17 protein-coding genes are annotated in these 19,770 nt (G+C 69.7%); 7 read left to right on the top strand and 10 right to left on the bottom strand.

Annotated features, from left to right (window positions below):
- Nucleotides 1–71 precede the first annotated feature (71 nt).
- The 3 genes from HUA76_RS28870 to pheA are packed head-to-tail and all read left to right on the top strand — an operon-like array spanning nucleotide 72 to nucleotide 2,486.
- Complete coding sequence (locus tag HUA76_RS28870) at nucleotides 72–533, top strand: GNAT family N-acetyltransferase (protein ID WP_174462653.1); 462 nt, start codon at nucleotides 72–74, stop codon at nucleotides 531–533.
- The gene (locus tag HUA76_RS28865) at nucleotides 530–1,669 is read left to right on the top strand and encodes a bifunctional chorismate mutase/prephenate dehydratase (RefSeq protein WP_141645302.1); all 1,140 of its coding nucleotides are present in this window, start codon (nucleotides 530–532) and stop codon (nucleotides 1,667–1,669) included. Before HUA76_RS28870 ends, HUA76_RS28865 begins: the two co-directional genes overlap by 4 nt.
- A complete protein-coding gene (gene pheA, locus HUA76_RS28860) occupies nucleotides 1,662–2,486 on the top strand; it encodes a prephenate dehydratase (RefSeq protein WP_174458628.1) in 825 nt (274 codons plus the stop codon). Before HUA76_RS28865 ends, pheA begins: the two co-directional genes overlap by 8 nt.
- A 4-nt stretch (nucleotides 2,487–2,490) precedes the next feature.
- Here pheA and HUA76_RS28855 read toward each other — a convergent pair whose 3' ends face one another.
- From HUA76_RS28855 to HUA76_RS28820, 8 genes are all read right to left on the bottom strand, one after another.
- On the bottom strand, nucleotides 2,491–3,609 hold the full coding sequence (locus HUA76_RS28855) for a 3-deoxy-7-phosphoheptulonate synthase (RefSeq protein ID WP_141645300.1): 1,119 nt from the start codon (nucleotides 3,607–3,609) through the stop codon (nucleotides 2,491–2,493).
- Between the two features lie 171 nt (nucleotides 3,610–3,780).
- Nucleotides 3,781–4,347: a tetratricopeptide repeat protein gene (locus HUA76_RS28850; protein ID WP_174458627.1), complete on the bottom strand. Its 567-nt coding sequence runs from the start codon at nucleotides 4,345–4,347 to the stop codon at nucleotides 3,781–3,783.
- 146 nt (nucleotides 4,348–4,493) lie between these two features.
- Nucleotides 4,494–6,731, bottom strand: a complete 2,238-nt coding sequence (locus HUA76_RS28845; protein WP_174462652.1) for a caspase family protein — start codon at nucleotides 6,729–6,731, stop codon at nucleotides 4,494–4,496.
- Complete coding sequence (locus HUA76_RS28840; RefSeq protein ID WP_174462696.1) at nucleotides 6,731–7,540, bottom strand: ActD protein; 810 nt, start codon at nucleotides 7,538–7,540, stop codon at nucleotides 6,731–6,733. The genes HUA76_RS28845 and HUA76_RS28840 overlap by 1 nt, the downstream gene beginning before the upstream one ends.
- A 190-nt stretch (nucleotides 7,541–7,730) precedes the next feature.
- A complete protein-coding gene (locus HUA76_RS28835) occupies nucleotides 7,731–9,044 on the bottom strand; it encodes a GNAT family N-acetyltransferase (protein ID WP_174462651.1) in 1,314 nt (437 codons plus the stop codon).
- A 52-nt stretch (nucleotides 9,045–9,096) separates the two neighbouring features.
- Nucleotides 9,097–10,743 carry a sigma-54 dependent transcriptional regulator gene (locus HUA76_RS28830; RefSeq protein ID WP_141645296.1) on the bottom strand — a complete coding sequence of 549 codons (1,647 nt, stop codon included), beginning with the start codon at nucleotides 10,741–10,743 and terminating at the stop codon, nucleotides 9,097–9,099.
- A 44-nt stretch (nucleotides 10,744–10,787) separates the two neighbouring features.
- The gene (locus tag HUA76_RS28825; RefSeq protein WP_371823532.1) at nucleotides 10,788–11,741 is read right to left on the bottom strand and encodes a GGDEF domain-containing protein; all 954 of its coding nucleotides are present in this window, start codon (nucleotides 11,739–11,741) and stop codon (nucleotides 10,788–10,790) included.
- A gap of 120 nt (nucleotides 11,742–11,861) precedes the next feature.
- Entirely contained in the window at nucleotides 11,862–12,140 is a 279-nt protein-coding gene (locus HUA76_RS28820; protein WP_141645295.1) for a glutaredoxin family protein, read from the bottom strand.
- A 21-nt stretch (nucleotides 12,141–12,161) separates the two neighbouring features.
- Between HUA76_RS28820 and HUA76_RS28815 the strand changes: the two genes are divergently transcribed.
- Complete coding sequence (locus HUA76_RS28815; RefSeq protein ID WP_174458624.1) at nucleotides 12,162–13,322, top strand: DUF4388 domain-containing protein; 1,161 nt, start codon at nucleotides 12,162–12,164, stop codon at nucleotides 13,320–13,322.
- 432 nt (nucleotides 13,323–13,754) lie between these two features.
- On the opposite strand, the gene HUA76_RS28810 is transcribed toward HUA76_RS28815, so the two are convergent.
- A complete protein-coding gene (locus HUA76_RS28810; protein ID WP_174458623.1) occupies nucleotides 13,755–15,296 on the bottom strand; it encodes a penicillin-binding transpeptidase domain-containing protein in 1,542 nt (513 codons plus the stop codon).
- Nucleotides 15,297–15,455: 159 nt separating this feature from the next.
- Between HUA76_RS28810 and HUA76_RS28805 the strand changes: the two genes are divergently transcribed.
- Both HUA76_RS28805 and HUA76_RS28800 read left to right on the top strand, forming a co-directional pair.
- The gene (locus HUA76_RS28805; RefSeq protein WP_217440346.1) at nucleotides 15,456–16,343 is read left to right on the top strand and encodes an ABC transporter permease; all 888 of its coding nucleotides are present in this window, start codon (nucleotides 15,456–15,458) and stop codon (nucleotides 16,341–16,343) included.
- The gene (locus HUA76_RS28800; RefSeq protein WP_174458621.1) at nucleotides 16,340–17,248 is read left to right on the top strand and encodes an ABC transporter ATP-binding protein; all 909 of its coding nucleotides are present in this window, start codon (nucleotides 16,340–16,342) and stop codon (nucleotides 17,246–17,248) included. The genes HUA76_RS28805 and HUA76_RS28800 overlap by 4 nt, the downstream gene beginning before the upstream one ends.
- Before the next feature lie 20 nt (nucleotides 17,249–17,268).
- Here HUA76_RS28800 and HUA76_RS28795 read toward each other — a convergent pair whose 3' ends face one another.
- Nucleotides 17,269–17,499, bottom strand: a complete 231-nt coding sequence (locus tag HUA76_RS28795; protein ID WP_174462650.1) for a sulfurtransferase TusA family protein — start codon at nucleotides 17,497–17,499, stop codon at nucleotides 17,269–17,271.
- 223 nt (nucleotides 17,500–17,722) lie between these two features.
- On the opposite strand from HUA76_RS28795, the gene HUA76_RS28790 reads away from it, so the two are divergent.
- Complete coding sequence (locus tag HUA76_RS28790) at nucleotides 17,723–19,681, top strand: thioredoxin domain-containing protein (RefSeq protein WP_174462649.1); 1,959 nt, start codon at nucleotides 17,723–17,725, stop codon at nucleotides 19,679–19,681.
- The last annotated feature ends 89 nt before the right edge of the window (nucleotides 19,682–19,770 follow it).

Genomic DNA, 19,770 nt, shown 5'->3' with positions numbered 1-19,770 from the left:
GGTGAAACGACCTCCTCGTCGGCTTCCACGGAATGAGGACGCACGAGGTCGGAAACCGGCATACTCGAATCGTGAGCTCATCAGAAATCCGCCGGATTCCAGCCGCCGAGACGCGCGGGCTGCGCCGCGCCGTCCTCCGTCCCCACCAGCCTCCCGAGGCGGTCGTCTATCCAGGGGATGACGACAAGGACACCCTCCATCTGGGCCTGTATGCGGAAGGCCGCCTGCTCGGAGTGGCCTCCCTGTACCGGGAGCCGCCACCTTACGCGCTGAAGGCCATCACCGCCTGGCGCCTGCGGGGCATGGCCGTGGAGCAGGGACGACAGGGACAGGGCCTGGGCGCGGCCCTGCTGAAGGCCTGCATGGAGCACGCCGTGACACAGAAGGGCACGCAGCTGTGGTGCAACGCGCGGTCGACGGCCTCGGGCTTCTATCGCTCGCTGGGCTTCGTGCAGCATGGAGACGCGTTCGAGCTGCCGGGCATCGGACCGCACCACCTCATGTCCCGGAACCTGGCGGAGTCCGCGCGATGACGTCGCCGCTGGACCTGGACGCGCTGCGGACCGCCATCGAGAACATCGACGAGGAGATCCTCGACGCGCTCCGCCGCCGCATGGACCTGGCCGATGACGTGGCCCGCTCCAAGCTGGCCACGGCCGCGCCGTTCAGGGACCAGCGTCGCGAGGACCTCCTGCTGCGCCGCATCCGCACCCGCGCCGCCGAGCACGGCCTGGACCCGCACGAGGTGGAGCGCTTCTGGCGGCTGGTCATCGACATGTCCGTCGCGCGCCAGCAGGCGCTCGTCACGCGGCTGGACACCACCCCGCTGCGCGTGGGGTATCCGGGCGTCGAAGGCTCGTACAGTCACCTGGCCGCGCGTCGCCGCTATACGGGCCGCGCCGGGGGCGTGCTGCTCACCGGGTTCGACCACTCGCGAGATTTGGTGGAGGCGCTGCGTCGCGGGGAGATGGACCTGGCGCTGCTGCCGATTGAAAACACCACCGCCGGCAGCATGAACGAGACGTATGACCTGCTCGCCGAGGGCGGCGTGGTCATCACCGCGGAGCTGGTGAGCCAGGTGGACCACAGGCTGCTGGGCCTGCCGGGCGCGAAGCTGGAGGGTCTGCGCGAGGTGATTTCCCATCCGCAGGCCCTGGCCCAGTGCGAGGCGTTCCTGCGTGAGAAGCTGCCGTGGGCGCGCGCGGTGCCGGACGCGGACACAGGGGGCGCGGCGCAGAAGGTGCGTGAGCGCAACGACGCCACCGTCGCCGCCATCGCCAGCGAGACGGCCGCGCAGCGCTTCGGCCTGGAGGTGCTCGCGCGGGAGCTGCAGCCGGAGTTCGACTACACGCGCTTCGTGGAGGTGGGCCGCGAGGCCACGCCGCTGGCCCCGGGCGTGCCGTGTAAGACGTCGCTGCTGATGGTGCTGGAGCACAAGCCGGGCACGCTGGGGGAGATGCTCCAGCGGCTCACCCTGCGCGGCGTCAATCTGAGCAAGCTGGAGTCGCGTCCCATTCCGGGCAGCCCGTGGCAGTACCGCTTCTACGTGGACGTGGAGGGGCACGCGGCCTCCGCGCCGCTGACGGCCGCGCTGGAGGACATCCGACCGCTGACCTCCTTCCTGCGCGTGCTGGGGACGTATGGCCGCGCCGAGGGGAGCCATGGCTGAGCAGTCCAGGCGCCGCGTCGGCTTCCAGGGAGAGCACGGCGCGTATGGAGAAGAGGCGCTGCGCGCGCTCTACGGACCGGACGTGGAGGCCATCCCCTGCCCCACCTTCCGCGCCGTCTTCGAGGCGGTGGCGGAGGGCCGCGTGGAGGCAGGCGTGCTCCCCGTGGAGAGTTCGCTGGGCGGGCCCGTGGTGGAGAACGTGGACCTGCTGCTGGAGCATGACCTGCAGATCTCCAGCGAGCTGTCGCTGCGCATCCACCACTGCCTCGTCGCGCCGCCGGGCCTCGTGCTGGAGGACGTCGAGCGGGCCCTGTCACATCCCCAGGCACTGGCGCAGTGCGCGGGCTACCTGCGACGGCGCGGCATCCAGCCCGTGGCGGAGGCCAACACCGCCGTCGCCGCGCGCAAGGTCGCCGAGCAGGCCCCGCCGCGCACGGCCGCCATCGCCAGCCGCGTCTCCGCGGAGCTGTACGGACTGACGGTGCTGGAAGAAGGCGTGGAGGACTCGCCCGACAACCACACGCGCTTCGTCACGGTGGGCGTCGCGCCGCCGCGCGCGTGGAAGCGGCGCAAGACGGCGCTGGCCTTCACCGTCCAGAACGAGCCCGGCGCGCTGTACCGCGTGCTGGGGGCCTTCTCCGGACGGGGACTGGAAGTGTCCCGCCTGGAGTCCCGGCCCCAGCGCCGCGCGTGGGAGTACGTGTGGTGCCTGGACGTGGACGGCGCGCTGGAGGACCCGCGGGTGCGTGAAGCGGTGGAGGCCGCACAGGCGGCCTGCATCACCCTACGGGTCCTCGGCAGCTACGGCGTGGCCTGAGCCGCTACGCCGGGATGAGCTGGCTGCCGTCGCCGTTCTTCACGACGGACAGGTACGCCTCGCGGACAATCTGCGTGTAGCGCTGGAGCGACGCGAGCTGCTCCAACCGCAGCGCCTGCGGGCCGTCGCACAGGGCCGCTTCCGGGTGCGGGTGGAAGTCCACCAGCACCATGGACGCGCCCGCGATGAGGCCCTGGCCAATGGAGTGGAAGATGTCCGGCAGGCCGTCCGGCGGCGCGTCCGCGCGGCCAATGGCGTGCGACGGATCCACGCACACGGGCATGCGTGTGAGCCGGCGCACCACCGGCACGTGGGCGAAGTCCACCATGTTGCGGTGCGGGTCACCCAGGTGCGTCTTCACGCCGCGGAGGCAGAAGACAATCTTGGGGTTGCCCTCGCTCGCGATGTACTCGCACGCGTTGAGGGACTCCTCCAACGTAATCCCCATGCCGCGCTTGAAGAGCACGGGGAAGACGCGCTGCTGGCCAATGGACTTGAGCAGTTCGAAGTTCTGCGCGTTGCGCGTGCCCACCTGGAGCATGACGCCCGTGGCGTTGCCCGAGCGCTCCAGCGCGTCGCGAATCTCGTCGATGTGCCGGGGGTGCGTCACCTCCATGGCGACGACCTTGATGCCGTGCTTGCCCGCGGACTCGAACACCCACGGAAGGCACGCGGCACCCAGCCCCTGGAACTCGTACGGGTTGGTGCGCGGCTTGTACGCCCCCATGCGCGTGGTGCGGATGTCGCAGCGCGCGAGCGCCGCCATCATCGAATCCACGTTCTCCTTCGTGTCCACCGCGCACAGGCCGGCGAACAACTGCACCGAGCGCTCGTCGAACGTCACGCCGTTGTAGTCGAAGCCCGTGGACGCCCGCTGGCCCTTGTGCCGGCCGATGACGCGGTACTTCTGCGAGACGCGCACCACCTGCCGCACGCCCGGAATCTGCTCGAAGACCTCCGTGGGAATCTGCGCGGTGGGGCCCAGCAGGTACACCTCCGTCACGGTGTACTCCGCGCCCTCCATGACGTGAGGCCGAGGCGTCACGCCCTTGTACTGAGAGGCGGCTTGGAGGACGGCGGACACCACGGACTCGGGGGAGTCCGGCTCGAGCATGACAATCATCTTCTGGATTCTCCGGGCAGTGTTTTCGTATTAATCTGGAATTGTAGCGCGGAATGCCCGCGCGGATGGGTAACATCGGGAGCGGAGCAATGCGTCCACGAAGGGCGTCATCCCTTCGAGGACGGGGATGAGCGCGCGTCGGGGCGCGCGGCCCCCTGTTCCGTCGCTCGCTCAGCCCCCCACGGGCCGCAGGCGCAGGGCGAGCTGGGCGTAGTGGTCTCGCTGGGCGGTGTCGCCCAGGTGCTCCCACACGTCGGCCAGGGCCTTGGCGGCCTCGACGTAGGCGGGAGACAGCTCCAGGGCCAGCTCGAAGGTGTGGCGGGCCTGCCGGTAGCGCGCCTTGTCCGGGCGCCGAGGGCCCCGGGTGAGCAGCGCGTTGCCCCGCTCATAGACTTCGATGGCGGAGGCCTCGCGGTAGCCAGGGTCCGCGTTGAGCTGGATGGCGCGCTCCATCAGCTGCGCGGCGGCCTCCGGCTCTCCCAGCTCCAGCTGACAGAGGGCGGCGTCGCGATGCGGGTCCGCGGCGGACGGGTCCACGTCGATGGCGCGCTCGAAGCAGCGCAGGGCTTCTTCGGTGCGGCCCAGCCGTGCGAGCGAGGAGCCCCGCGCGGTGAGGGCCGGGAAGTGCTTGGGGTCCACGGCGAGGACCTTGTCGAAGGCGGAGATCGCGGCTTCGTGTTGGCCGGTCATCGAGAGCTTGGCGCCCTCGTTGAATGCCGCGAACAGCAACTTGGACATCGTGCCCCCAGGGCAAGGATTGCCCGGCCATCCAACGGCCGTTCGGCCAGCCTCTCACCGGTAAGCACCGGCTGGAAAGGCGTTCTGGGGGGCTTCGATTTCGTCCGGCTGATGGGAGCCATCCACTCCACTCCGGACACCGTCCATCAGAGACGCAGACCTACCTGGACTCCAGGCCAGAACAGGACGTCTCGGTCGGAGGTCTTGGAGAACTGGCTGAGCGACGTCACGGGTTCACCGTCCGTGGTGTGCATGACGTTGAAGGTAGGGCCGGCGATGATGGCGAAGCGGGAGGCCAGCTGGAAGCCCGCCATCAGCCGGGCCTGGTGCAGCAGCTGGTTCCCATCGAACGCACCACCCCACTCGTGGATGTTGTTCGTCACCACGTCCACGTCGAAGAAGAAGCGCTCGCTCAGGGGTACGTGGCCGCCGATGCCCACGCCCGTCGTCCAGTGGCTGGGGCCGCGCGCGTTCGCCGTGGAGCCCATGCCGACGACGAGCGTGGTGTACAGGTAGCGGCTGCCGACCTTGAGCGCGACGTTGGCGTAGTTGACGTCGCTGCCGTACGCCTCGACGTGGAACTGGCCGTTGCTCACGATGTTCAAGAGGCCCACCGGGACGCCGGATTCCAGGTCCTTCACCACGTTGATGAGGCCCAGCTGCACGCCGTTCATCTTCCCCGCGACGTTGATGAGGCCCAGCTGCATGCCGTCCACGTCACCGCCCATGTTGATGAGCGACAGCTGCGCGCCGCGCGCCGAATCGGCCCAGTTCATGCCCACCGACATCTGCACGCCGGACATCTTGCCGCGCACCATGCTGAGGCCCACCGCGGCCTGGTAACCCTCGAAATCGCCATCCACCCAACTGGAACCCACCGCCATCTGCGTGCCGGACATCGACGTGCTGGACACGTTGGCGCCCACCGCGAGCTGGCCCAGCGTTCCGCCCTGCCGCGCGACGTTGACGCCCACGGCGAGCTGCATGCCGCCCACCGGCCCACTGGCCCAGTTGCCGCCCACGGCGAGCTGCATGCCGTCCACCTCGCCGCGCACCACGTTGCCGCCGATGGCCGTCTGCACGCCGCGGATGGAGTCCGAGTTCCAGTTCGCGCCCAGCGCCATCGCGAAGCCATCCAGCCGTCCCAGGCTCGCCACGCCCAGCGACACGGAGAGGGCGTTGTCCACCTCGCCATTCGCGCCGAAGAGGTCGTTGGTCTGGAGCTTCGGAGCGAGCCCCAGGTTCAGGAAGCGGTAGGTGTGCCCCGCGCGGTCCACCGGCGTCACCATCGGCTGCGAGCCCGCGCCCGCGACGGGAGCGCCGCCGCGCATCGCGGTCAGCTCGCCCGCCATCGGCACGAAGGCGGTGTCGGCGAGCACCGTGCGCCCGCCTTCGCCCACCACCAGCGCGGCCTGGGAGCTGGCGCCGCGCGACTCGCGCATCACCGTGTAGCGACCGGGCTGCAGGCCCAGCTCCGTGGCGCGGCCCGCCAGCTTGTTGAGCTCCACCACCAGACGTCCGGGCTCGTCACGGACGTACAGGCGTCCCTCGACGCCCTCGCCCATCACCAGCACGGCCGACGTGGTGCGCAGGTCCGTCATCACCAGTTCGCCCGTGCCGGCCAGCTCGATGTCATAGGCGGGGTGCTGGGCGCCGGCGCGCGTGCGCTCGGTGCGCGCGAGCGTCTCGTGGAAGGCGAACTGGTAGGCCTCGTGGAGCGTGACGCGCCCGTCGCCCGTGGAGTCGGCGGCGCCGCGCAGGCCGGACACCAGGTTGTGCGTGAAGAACGAGCCGCCGATGCGGTCGGACTCCTGCGACACCTCATCCTCGGAGGAGGACGTGAGGATGGCGTGGCCGCGCACGGCGGAGGACGTGTCGACGAGGAAGGCGGGACGGCGCACGCCGCCCTTCTGGCGCGCCAGCGTGCCGGAGGCGCACGAGTCGAGGATGGCGATGCGCACGTCGGCGGGGAGCTGCTCCAGCGCCTGGCGCAGCTCGCGGTAGCCGAAGCGGTCCTTGTGCAGCAGCAGGCCCTCTTCGTCCGAGTGGCCCGAGTAGTAGATGAGCGCCTCGGTACGAGCCCCCGGGGCCTTCGCCGCGCCGACCATGGCCTTGAAGCGCGCCAGCGCCTGCTCCAGCGCCGCGCGGTCTCCTTCCAGCATCATCAGCCGGTCTTGAGGCAACACTCCGCCCAGCTCCTCCAGCACGTTGCCGAAGGAGCTCGCGTCGGTGACGGCGTAGCGGAGCCGGGCACGGCCAGGGCCTCCATCGTTGACGCCCACCAGCAGCGCGAAGCGACGGACGGCGACGGGCGCGGGCGTGGCGGGAGCCGCCATGGCCAGCGTGGGAAGCAACAGGGACAGGAACAGGAGCGACCGCGGCATCACGGCACTTTCTCCAACGTGAAGGATGTCTGGGCCAGGGTACCCGGAAGCGGGAGCGGCCGGATGCTCGCCTCGGTGGGGTGACGGGCCAGCAGGCGCGCGGCCTCCAGCACGGACCCCACGTCCAGCGGCGAATCCGAGGTGACGAGGAAGAAGCGCTCGAAACCCGGTGCGTCATCGAGTTCGTAGGAATGCGTCAAGGACACCGCGTCTCCCGACTGAAGCTTCGTGGGCCCCACCAGGGTGGTGGGGTGATGCAGCGTCACTGCGCCTCGTCCGTCCACGGAGACCACCACGCCATGGCGGTGGCCTCCGGAAATGTAGCTGAGCTGGAGCAGATCTCCGGTGCGGGCGGGCGTGTGGTCCGCCAGCAGTTCCGGCGCTCCCGCGTCCTGCCGATACACCAGCAACCGGGCATCGCCCTTGATGCCCACCGTCTCGAGCAACTCGACGCGCACGGGCAGCAGCGAAGGCGACTCCACCACGTCCTGCTGCGCGGACAGGAACAGCAGCACCAGGGACGCGGCCACCGGCATGCTCAGGGACCACCCGTGCCAGCCCTGGCGCTCCGGCTGCGGAGCGGCGTTCGCCTGGAGCTGGGCGGTGCGGAGGCGACGGGCCACTTCCCGGCTCACGGACTCGGGGGGGTGACGGGCCAGCGTCTCGCGCGAGTCCGACTCCAACCGGGCGAGCCGCGCGGCCCCGTGGGGTTCCTGCTCCAGCTTGGCGCGGGCGGCGGCGAGCGCGTCCGAGGGCAGTTCACCCAGGGCGATTCGCTCCAGCAGCCAGTCAGGGGTGCACAGGGCCATGCTCACGAAGCCTCCAGCGCGGTCAGCGCGGCCCTCCATCCAGGCCACCTCCGCGTCCTCCGTTCCCTGGAACACCATGGCGTCGTGGATCTGTCACCCGCCATCGCCGGGTGGCGCAAACAAACGACACGTCGCGGGCTCGACCTGAAGCGACAGGCCGGGTGCGAGGATGTGCGCGCGGGGTTTCGCCTCAGAGCGTGAGGACCATCAGCTCCTCGTCGACATAGGCGCCGCCGATCTTCAGCGCCCGGGGCTCCACCCCATATGTCTGGAAGCCAACGGAGCGGTACAGGGTGTGGGCAGCGGCGTTGCCGGAGACGACGGCCAGGAGGAGCTGCTCGACGCCTGGGAGCTTTCGCCCCTCGGCGAGGATGGCGACGAGCAGCCGGCGGCCAACACCGCGTGAGCGCGCCTCCTCGGCCACGTACATGCCCCAGACGAAGGCCTTGTGCGCGGACTTGAGACGGGGCTCCCGGCGCACGCCCACCACTGCCACCAACCGCGTCCCGTCGTAGGCCCCCAGCACCCGCTGCGAATCCGTCGACTCGAGCCGCCCGCGAAACACCTCCATCGCGAACTCGGACTCCTCCTCGAACGAGGACCCGAAGGCCTCCGGGTGCTCCGTCAGCGAGCGCAGCCGCATCGCCCGGAAGGCCTCCGCCTCGTCGGGAAACACCGGGCGGATGACGACGTCGCCCTCCCCGCTCGTGCGCCCTTCCTCCTTCAGCACCGCGGCGAAGCCCACGGTGAAGTCCGGGTAGCGCGGCAGCCAGCCCAGCTCCTTGAGCCGGGCATTGGAGATGGCCCTGTCACCGCGCAGGGACTCATGCAGCGTCTCCAGGGGCACCCGCGGAGGCACCGACATGGCCAGCCGATGCGCCAGCCAGGTGACGGTCTCTTCCAGGGGCGCGGCGCGATCATCCGCCACGCAGTACAGGGCCCCGGGCGTTCCCTGCTCGAGCCCCGCGAGGATGGCCGCGCCCAGGTCATCCACGTGGACGCGGGAGATGCGCCCTCCGCGCTCCGGCAGGCGGAGGTTGCCGGACAGCAGGCGGGAGTGGGCACCGCGCCCGGGGCCATAGATGCCGGCGATGCGCAGCACCATCGCTCCGAGCGGCAGGTAGCGCGACTCCGCTTCCAGGCGACCGAGTGACGAGGGCCAGGCGACGTCCACCGGCGTGTCCTCGTCCACCGCCCCCCGAGCACTGCCATAGACACCGGTGGAGGACAGGTACACGAGTCGCGCGGGAGGCCGGGCCGCGAGCGCGCTGGCGATGGCGCCGTCGAGCCCCGCCTCGGGTGGAACGGAGACGACGACATGCGCGCCCTGGGTCTGGAGCAGCGCGTCTTCCAGCGAGGAGACGCGAGCGCCCGCGCGCACCAGCTCCTCGCGTCGGGCGGAATCCCGCGTGGCCGCGAGGACGTCTCGTCCTGCCTGGGCCTCCGCCACCGCGAGTCGCGTCAGCGTGTAACCGGAGCCTAGGAGGACCAGGGAAGGAGTCATGCCCCCCGCGATAGCGAAAGCCGGGGGGCAAAGGCAAGCCGTGGCGTACCGCTCACAGCTCCGCGCTGGCGCGCGGGTCGATGATTCCGCACTCCTTGATTTTGTAGAGCAGCGCCTTGTAGCTGATGCGCAGCTTGCCGGCCGCGCGCCGCTTGTTCCACGCGGTGCGCTGGAGCATGGCGAGGATGGCCTCGCGCTCGGCCAGCATCGCCGCGCGCTTGCCGATGTCCTTCAGCGACAGCTCTCCCGCCGGAGGCGGCGGAGGCGGAGGCTGCGGCACGTCGAACGGATTGACGTAGCGCGGCGCCGGAATCACGGAGTTCATCGGCTCCATCACCGCGGACGCATGGGCCTGGCTGTGCGCCGCCGCCGTGGTCGGGGACACGCTGCGCGAGGGCATCTCCAGCACCTGGACGGACGAGCCCTGGTGCCCACGCGGATGCTCCTCCACCGCGCGGTGCCCGTAGCCGCTGTCGTCGCCACCAAAGGCGGTGGGAAGGGACGGCGCGCTCGCCGGAGAGCGACCCGCGGCGTTGAGCTCGTCGAGCACCAGCGTCGGGTCCTTGAGCACGCACAGCCGGCGCACCATGTTCTCCAGCTCGCGCACGTTGCCCGGCCAGTCGTAGTCCGCGAAGGCCTGCAGCACCTCCGTGGGCAGCTCCGAGACGCCGGTGATGTACTGGCGGCCGTACTTCTTGAGGAAGTGGTCCGTCAGCGGCACCACGTCCTCGCGCCGCTCGCGCAGGGGCGGCAGGCGGATGGCCACCACGTTGAGGCGGTAGTAGAGGTCCTCGCGGAAGTTGCCGAGCGCAATCTCCTTCTCCAGGTCGCGGTTGGTCGCCACCACCACGCGGCTGTCCACGCGGACGCTCTTCTTGCCACCGACGCGGAAGAACTCCTCGTCCTGCAGCACCTGGAGCAGCTTGGCCTGGAGCCGGATGGCCATCTCGCCAATCTCGTCCAGGAAGATGGTGCCCTGGTCGGCCAGCTCGAACTTGCCGGGCTTCTCCGCCGTGGCTCCCGTGAACGCGCCGCGCTCGTGTCCGAACAGCTCGCTCTCCAGGAGTTCGCCAGGGAGCGCCGCGCAGTTCACCTTGATGAACGGCCGTCCGCGACGCTGGCTGCGTGCGTGGATCTCCCGCGCGATGACCTCCTTGCCCGTGCCGGACTCGCCCAGGAGCAGCACCGGGACGTTCTCGTTCGCGATGCGCTCCACCAGCGCCCGCGCCCGTCTCATGGACGGAGACGAGGAGATGAGCACCCGGGATTCCGCCGCCGTGTCCACCGCCGGACGCGGCGCCAGGGGCGGAGGCACCACCTGGCGATCAGGCACGCGCGTGCCGAGCGCCCGGGCCAGGGCATCCTGCAACTCGTCATTGCCCAGGGGCTTCGACAGATAGTCGCTGGCGCCCATCTTCATGGCGCGCACGGCGTCGTCCGCGCCCGTCAGGCCGCTGAGCACGACCACGGGGGCATTGCCACCCTGGCCCCGGTAGCGACGCAGCACCTCCAGGCCACTCATTTCGGGCATCACGACATCGAGCAACACCGCGTCGAACGAGCCCCCCGCGAGCATCTCCAACGCCTGCGCGCCACTCCCCGCGCAGCGCACTTGATAGCCCGCGCTGCCGAGCAACTCGGACAGGAAGGTGCGAACCGACTCCTCGTCATCCACCACCAGCACCGCGATCCGATCCATCCCCTCGCCTCCGCTCGCCCTCTGCATCGAACCTCCGCCCATCCTCACACCGAGAGCCGGGTCATGGACCCGGCCATCCGACGAAACTCACGCGTGCGCCGCATGTCCTGCTGCGCCGCGCTCAAAAGCTGCTGAGGCGTGCCCACCGTGTCCGGGAAGCTCACCGCCCCCAGCTCCAACGTGGTGCGCACCACCCGACCGTCCACCTGGAAACGCGCCGACTCGAAGCGCGCGGCCACCCGCGACAGCATCACCGGCACCGCCTCCGCCGGAGTCCCCGGCAACATCAGCGCGAACTGGCTCTCACCCACCCGGGCCACCGCGTCCGCTTCCCGCACCGTCTGTCCCAGCACCACCGCGCTGTACACCAAGAGACGCTCCGCCATGCCGCGCCCGTACTCCTTGCGCATCGCACTCCAGCCCCCGACCTCCGCGGAGATCACGGAGAAGCTCCCGCCATACCGCTCGCACCGGCGCACCTCCAGGCCCAGGAGCGAGAGCAGGAACGGTTTGTTGTAAAGCCCCGTCACCGGGTCATGCAGCGCCAGCGCCGTGTCTTCTTCCTCACCTGACGCCGCCCGCAGGACGGCCGCCTTCAGTCGCAGCTGCGCGTGCAGCTTCACCGCCAGCTCCGACCCGCTGCCCGACCGCGGCACGACGTCCACGCACTGCCCCTTCTCCAGACAGTGCTGGTAGGCCCCCACGTCGTGGGGGTCCACCATGTAGAGCAACGGCACGGTGCCCCGGCTGATCTGCCGCAGCCTCCTCGCCACCTGCACGGCGCCATAGTCCGGCGCCTGCACCGCCAGCAGCACCGCGTCCGGGCGGATGACCTCGAACAGCGGCACCGCCGCGTCGAAGCGAGTCACTGGCACCACCCGGAAGCCGGCCTCCCCGAGGAGCATCCGGGTCCGCGCCAGGTCGTCCGCCCGCGGCTCGATGAGCAGCACGGTGGGCGGCTGCGCCGCCTTCCCCACCCGCTTGCGTCTCACGCCCACCACGTCCGCCTCCCCACCAGAATTTTCTCCACCACTCCCCCGGCACGTGCCCGGAATTACAGTCCCCAGCCCTTCCCTGCTCTCTTCATCCCCCCGGATTTCCAAGGGAAGGGCGCTCGGCTACCCATCCTGGGCATCGGTTTTAGCAATGGACATGCCACCTTGGACCTCACGCAACCGGGCCTCCAGCTCGGCCTCGGTGACGTGGTGTTTGAAGGCGGGCACGTCGTTGATGACGATCACGGGGATGTCGTAGCGCCAGCGCTCGAAGAGCGCCGGGTCCTCCAGGATGGAGATGAGCCTCAGCTCGAAGGGGATGCGAGCGCGGACGGCGTCCACGACGTCGGCTGCCTTGTCGCAGAGGGAGCATTTGGGTTTCGAGTAGATCTCGACTCTCATGGCGGGCAGGATGGACGGTCGATGCGCGGTCTGACTGGTGACTTACCGACGATGCCCCTCAAGGACCTCGTCGTCTACCTCGGGAACCGTCGAGCCACTGGCTCGCTGAAGGTGGAGCGAGGGGAGGTCCGCAAGCAATGGGTCCTCCGTGATGGCCAGGTGATTTGCGCCAGCTCCAATCAGCATCGGGAGTACTTCGGTCAATTCCTCATCACCATGGGGCATCTGACGGAGGCCCAGCTCGAGAAGGCGTTCAGCACCCAGGCCCAGACGCGCGTCTTCCTGGGCAAGGTGCTGGTGATGACCGGGGTGGTGCCGGAAGCGACGGCGCGCTCGACGCTGAGCCACAAGTTCCGGGAGATGATGTTGGATGCCTTCCACTGGAGGGAGGGCGAGTTCACCTTCGAGGCGTCGGACACGGCCCCGGAGATCGCCGGCCTCGACATCGAGGTGGACCTGATGGACATCCACCGCGAGGGCGAGTTCCGGGAGACGGCGTGGGAGGCCATCCGCGCGGTGTTCCCCTCCGGCGCGGTGCGGCTGTCCGTGGATGAACGCAAGCTGCCCGAGCGCAAGCCCGGCAGCATGGACGAGCGCATCGTCCAGCTCATCCAGGACGGCCTGAGCATCGACGGGCTGGCCAGGGCGCTGCACGCCACGGACTTCTTCCTCTATCAGCGGCTGTACGCGCTCTACCGGCTGGACGCGGTGAAGGTCTCGGACGAGGCCCCCGTGCCCGTCACGTCCGCGGTGGTGGAGGTGGAGAAGCCGGAGGACACGGGCGTCATCGGCTCGGAGTCGTCATCGGACGAGGTGCTCCAGGCGGCGCAGCTCTTCCTCGACGCTGGCAACGTGCGCGACGGCGAGGCGCTGGCGCGACGGGCGCACGAGATGTCCCCGACGTCCCGCTCGGCGGCGTTGGTGAAGGCGGCGCAGGAGAAGCTGCTGGCGGAGCTGCGCCGGGAGCTGATGGACGCCACGAAGGTGCCGGCGCTCCAGGTGTCGCCCGCGCATCTGAAGACGCTCCAGCTCACCGCGCCCGAGCGCTACCTGCTCTCACGCGTCGACGGCCGCCGGGACATCGCCGCCATCGTCCACGTGTCTCCGCTGCAAGAACTCGAAGCGCTGAAGTTCTTCCACGGCTTCGTGGACATGGGACTGGTGAAGCTCACCGCGCGCTGACCGCGCGTCGAGTCGTCCTCCCGCGCGGTGCCTGCCCCGTCAATGAAGCGGGCCGCACGCAAGTGCATCCACGGAGACGTCGTCCCCGCGCTGGTGAAGCTCACCGCACGGCGCGTCGTCCACCCCAGCGGTGACTGCCTCCCTCAAGGAAGCGGGCCGCACGCCAGTACATCCACGGAGGCGTCGTCACTGCGCTGGTGAAGCGCACCGCGCGGCGAGTCGTCCTCCCTCGCGGTGCCTGCTCCATCAAGGAGGCCGGCCGCACGCCAGTACATCCACGGAGGCGTCGTCACTGCGCTGGTGAAGCGCACCGCGCGGCGAGTCGTCCTCCCGCACAGTGCCTGCTCCGTCAAGGAAACGGGCCGCACGCACGTGCATCCACGGCGGCGGCCCCGCTGGTGAAGCGCACCGCGTGGCGCGTCGACCACCCGCTCAGTGCTTGCCCGCGGCGGACGCGGGCGCGGTCAGCTCCACGGGGGCGGGCACGCGCTCCAGGCCGAGCCGCAGCGCCTCGCGCCCCAGCCAGGTGCCACGGATGCGCCATTTCGGGTCATTGACGATGAGCGCGGCCACGGCGACGCGCGGGTTGTCGCGAGGCGCGAAGCCGACGAACCACGAGTAGTCCCGGAACGGATTGCGGTCCGCGAGCGTGCCCGTCTTTCCCACGGCGTTGTCCACGCGGAAGTTGCGCTCGCGGAAGATGCCGCGCGCGGTGCCGTGCGTGACGGTCTCCTCGAGCATGTCCGTCAGCGCGCGGGCCGCCTCGGGAGTCAGCACGCGCTCGCCCTCGGGAGGCAGCAGCGAGCCCTGCTCCGGCTCCACCAGCACGGGGTCCACCCAGCGTCCGTCATTCGCGGCCACCGAGGCCAGCAGCGCGCCATGCAGGGGCGAGAGGTAGACGTCGCCGAAGCCGGCGCCCGTGTTGGCCAGGGCGAAGCCGTCCTCCGGCACGGCGGCGAGCGACACGTCCGTGGGCACCACGAAGTCAATCTCACGGTTGAAGCGGAAGCGCGCGGCCATGCGCCGCAGCACATCCGCAGTGAGGTGCTTCTGCGTCAGCTTGGCGAAGATGACGTTGGCGCTCTTGCCCATCGCGAGCGCCAGCGAGTAGCAGGCCCCGTCGCGCTCGCTGTCCTCCAGGTGCTTCTCGGTGAGCCGCCGCTTCCCGCCGTGGAAGCACTCCTCCATGGTGGGCGTGACGCCGGCCTCCAGCAGCGCGCTGCCGGTGACGATCTTGAAGATGCTCGCGGCGGGGAACACCGCGCGGTAGGGCAGCCCTCGCAGCTCCGGCTGCGCCTGCGAGTGTTCCGCGAGCGCCAGCACCCGCCCCGTCGAGGGCTCCAGCACCACGGCGGCGCCATACGGCACCTCATAGTCGCGGAGGATCTTCGTCAGCGACGCCTGGAGCACCGGGTCCACGGTGAGCGCGCGCGTGTGCCCGTCCTTCTCCTTCACCACCAGCCGCTCGCCCTGCAGCTTCGCGCGAGCCATCAGGTCCGCGGCGCGAGGCATCGTCTGGAGCTTCGCCATGGGAGGCGCCGTCAGTCGCGAGGGCACCGGCGTGGGCGGCAGCAGCCCCGGCACCGTCACCAGCGTGGTCAACCCCGCATCGGCCCCACCCTGCACCGCGGCGGCCGCCACCGCCTCGGCCTCGGCGCTCGTTCCGCCGTCCTCTCCGCCAGCGGGAGACGGGGACGCGATGGTGCCCCCTCCTCCGGCATGCGCGCCCGGGTCGCTTCCCGAATCCCCCGCGCCCGAGATGGCCACACCGGCGCCGGACCCGCTCGCCGTCCCAGAAGGACCCGCCGTGGGTGTCGAGGCAGCGGCCTGACTCGCGCCATTCGCCCCCGTTCCAGAGTCACTGGCGGCCGGGGCCTCGACGGAGGCGCCCCCCTGGACGGGTTCTTGGGCCCCCAGGAGCAGAGCGAGGGGAAGCAGCGCGGCGGCGGACAGGAGGCGGCGGCGAATCGTCATGTGCGGCGCGAGGGGGGCGGCTGAGAGGGGGCAGGAGCAGCACGCGAATCCTAGCGGCTGGAGGCTCGCTGTCCACGGACGCTTCCCTGCCCGCCTGATTGCCGCTCCTGTCAGAAACTTGGCGGTGGAGTGTGCAAGTCCGATAGGGTCACCCACACTTTGGACGGACTGAAAGAAACCCTGGTCATCTGGGGCGCCGAGCTTCAACGGGCCGTGCGCAGTGGTCGCGCGGTGGTGTTGCTCGGGCTCTACAGCATGTTCTCCGCGCTGGTGCTGCTGGTGATTGGCAAGCTGACCAGTGACCTGCGCACCGCGATGAACGAGCGGCTGGCGGGCGCCGGTGCCGACGCGGAGTCGGCCACGAGGCTGATGGAGGAGACGCGCAAGGGCGTGCTGGGCTTCCTCACCAGCAACGACACCTCGATGATGGAGGCGCTCGCGCAGGTTCCCATCGAGGTGCTGCTCGTCTTCAAGGTCACCCTCTTCTTCCTGCCAGCCTACGTGGCGCTGATGGGGTTCGATCAGATCAGCGGCGAGGTGGCCCCCCGCTCAATGCGCTACCTGACGGTGCGCGCGCGGCGCTCGTCGGTGCTGCTGGGCAAGTTCCTGACGCAGGCGGCGCTGCTGGTGGGGCTGGTGCTCGTCATCGACCTGGCCATCTTCATCTACGCGCGCATCGCCAACCCCGACTTCGGCTCCGCGGCGTTGATCATCAACCTGCTCAAGTTCTGGTTCGCCGCCATCGTCTTCTCGCTGGCGTACGTGGCCCTCACCACGCTGTGCTCCAGCCTCTTCCGCACGCCCGGGGTGAGCCTGGTCTTCAACTTCATCCTCCTGTTCGTCTTCTGGCTGATGGACACGGTGGGCCGGGCCTCGGGAGAGACGGGCACGCTGCGCTTCCTGCGCTACCTGTCGCCCTCCAACTACGCGGGGGACCTGTTGCACCCGAAGTTCACCGAGTTCGGCATCAGCGGCGCGGCCTACGCGGGCTTCGCGACCCTCTTTCTTCTGGGCGCCTACGGGGCCCTGCGCGCGAGGGACCTGTGAGCGACCTGGCCATCGAACTGTTCGGCATCACCAAGCGCTTCGGCCCGAAGGTCGCCGTCAACGGCGTCAGCTTCTCGGTGCCCCGGGGCGCGGTGTATGGCCTCATCGGCCCCAACGGCGCCGGCAAGACCACGACCTTCTCCATGATGTGTGGGTATCTCTATCCCTCCGAGGGCACGCTCAAGATCATGGACGTGGACCCCTCCACGCCCGGGGCCCTCAAGGGCCGCGTCGGGGCGCTGCCGCAGGACGCGGTGCTGCCCTCGGGCTGGGAAGTGGGCGCGCTCCTGACGTACTGGGCGAAGCTGTCGGGGCTCGCGACTCCGGAGAACGAGGCCCGTGAAGCGCTGGAGCAGGTGGGGCTGATGGACGCGTGGAAGGTCCAGACGCAGGCGCTCAGCCACGGCATGGCCAAGCGCACGGCCATGGCGCAGGCGCTGATGGGGCGCCCGCCGCTGGTGCTGCTGGACGAGCCCACCGCCGGCCTGGACCCGCGCATCGCCGCGCAGGTGCGTCAGGTCATCAAAGACATGAAGGGCAGACAGACGGTGGTGGTCTCCAGCCACAACCTCCAGGAGCTGGAGGAGCTGTGCGACGCGGCCGCCATCCTCGACAAAGGCAGTCTCGCGCAGGCGGGCACCATGTCCGAGCTCACCGGACAGGGCGCGGAGTTCCGCGTGCAGATCGCCAGCGGAATGGTCATCCCCCCGGAGCTGACCGCCCTGCCCGACGTCACCGACGCGCGCATGGACGGTGAGGGCATCCTCGTCGTGCGCTTCGGCGGACAGGCGAAGCCCGAGGAAGTCATCAGCCGCGTGGTGGCCCACCTGCTCCAGAGCGGCGTGCTCATCCTCGGCGTCAGCCGCGGCCGGCGCCTCGAGGACCGCGTCCTCCAGTTGCTCTAGAGAGGGAGTGCGCTCGGGCGTCAGCCCGCCTTGCGCACCCAGCCCACGTAGCTCGTCCCTCTGCGCTCCAGACGGACGAGCTCGTGGCCCGTCGCTTCACACCAGGCGGGCAGATCCGCCTCCAGCCCCCGGTCCGTGGAGATGAGCTCCACCAGGGCGCCGGCGGGCAGGCGCCTCATCACCTTGGCAATCTCCAGGATGGGCACGGGGCAATATGCCCCAGAGGTGTCCACGCGCACTGCGATGTCCATTCAAGGACTCTCTCGCACCACGCAGATCCGAGCATGCGGAATTTTTCCGAGAACCGCCCAGTTTCCGGGCCCCTGAGGGGCCTGTTCGCCGAGCGGAGTGCGTCTCCACTCGGCTTGCGTGTCTGGAAATCCCTCTGTTAAGTACCCCGGCCCTCTCAATCTTTCTCGCACATCCACGCTCGGGGCCGGAGTCGGACCTATGGCGAAGGAGCAGAACCCACCCATGAAGCCCAATATCATCGTGGCCCTGCTGGTCGGCCTGGTGCTTGGTTTCGTTGGCGGCCGTGTTTACAGCGGCCCGTCCTCGAAGACCGATACCACCAAGCCCGCTGCGCAAGCTGGTCAGGCCAACCCCGCGCGTCGTCCGGTGGACCCCACCGTGTTCAAGGTTCCCATCGAAGGTTCCCCCACCCGGGGTAACGCCGATGCCCTTGTCACGATTGTGGAGTTCTCGGATTACGAGTGCCCCTTCTGCAGCCGCGCCAATGTGACGGTGGAGAAGCTTGAGGAGGACTACGGCAAGAAGCTGCGCGTGGTGATGCGTCAGAACCCGCTGTCCTTCCACCCCCGCGCCAAGCCGGCGGCCCTGGCCGCCCTCGCGGCCGGTGAGCAAGGCAAGTACTGGGAGATGCACGGCAAGCTCTTCGCCAACCAGAAGAAGCTCGATGACGCGTCCCTGCAGCAGTTCGCGCAGGAGATTGGTCTGGATCTGGACAAGTGGAAGGCCGACCTGACCAGCCCCAAGCTGGCCGAGGCCATCCAGCGGGACCAGGCCCTGGCGAGCCAGCTCGGCGCGAGCGGCACCCCGGCCTTCTTCATCAACGGCCGCTTCCTCTCCGGCGCGCAGCCCATCGACAACTTCAAGGCCCTCATCGACGAGGAGCTGGGCAAGGCCGAGGCCCTAGTGAAGGGTGGCGTTCCCGCCAGCCAGGTGTACGCGAAGATCATCGAGAAGGGCGCCGAGCGCGCCGCGCCGAAGGCGGCCCCGCAGCAGCAGGCGCCCGCCGTGCGGAAGATCGACGTGCCGGCCGACGCGGCCGCCTTCGGTCCCGCCACCGCCAAGGTGACCATCGTCGAGTGGTCGGACTTCGAGTGCCCCTTCTGCAGCCGCGCGGGCCCCACGCTCGCGCAGATCAAGAAGGACTACCCGAAGGACGTGCGCGTGGTGTTCCGTCACCAGCCGCTGCCCTTCCACGCCAACGCGAAGCTGGCCGCCGAGGCCTCCGAGGCCGCCAACGAGCAGGGTCGCTTCTGGGAGTTCCACGACAAGCTCTTCGCCAACCAGAAGGCGTTGGATCGCGCCTCCCTGGAGAAGTACGCGCAGGAGCTGGGCCTGAACGTCGCCAAGTTCAAGGCCGCGCTGGACAGCGGCAAGTTCAAGGCGAAGGTCGAGGCGGACAGCGCCGCCGGCACCGCCGTGGGCGCCAGTGGCACGCCGACGTTCTTCGTCAACGGCCGTGAGCTCGTGGGCGCGCAGCCCTTCGACTCCTTCAAGCGCCTCATCGACGAGGAGATCGCCAAGGCCGACAAGCTGCTGGCCTCCGGCACCAAGGCCGAGGAGCTCTACGCGAAGCTGAACGCGCAGAACGTCGCAGAGGCTCCGGCCGCGCCTCCCGCGGGCGCCCCCGCCGAGCCGCCCGTGCAGAAGGTGGACGTGGGCAACGCCCCGGTGAAGGGCCCGAAGAACGCGCCCGTCACCATCGTCGCCTTCTCCGACTTCGAGTGCCCCTTCTGCAGCCGCGTCGTCCCGACGCTCAAGCAGATCGAGGAGCAGTACCAGGGCAAGGTGAAGGTGGCCTTCAAGAACCAGCCGCTGCCCATGCACGGCAACGCCAAGGCCGCCGCGGCCGCCGCGCTGGCCGCGCACGAGCAGGGCAAGTTCTGGGAGATGCACGACAAGCTCTTCGCCAACCAGCGCGCGCTGGACCGCGCGTCCCTGGACAAGTACGCGCAGGAGCTGGGCCTGAACGTCGCCAAGTTCAAGGCGGCCCTGGACGAGAACAAGTTCGCGGCGCAGATCGACGCGGACGCCGCCGAGGGCTCCCGCCTGGGCGCCACCGGCACCCCCACGTTCTTCATCAACGGCCGGACGCTCGTGGGCGCCCAGCCGCTGGACGGCTTCAAGCGCATCATCGATGAAGAGCTGAAGAAGGCCGGCGCCGTCGCGGCGGACGGGAAGTAATCCGCTCCACCGGGCTGCTTCTCGAGCCCTGAAGCACCAGAGGCCGTCGGACCGACAAGGTCCGGCGGCCTCTTGCTTTGGACGACAGA

This window comes from Myxococcus sp. CA056, from assembly GCF_013336715.1.
Lineage (GTDB): Bacteria > Myxococcota > Myxococcia > Myxococcales > Myxococcaceae > Myxococcus > Myxococcus llanfairpwllgwyngyllgogerychwyrndrobwllllantysiliogogogochensis.
This window is presented reverse-complemented; position numbering and strand designations above follow the sequence as displayed.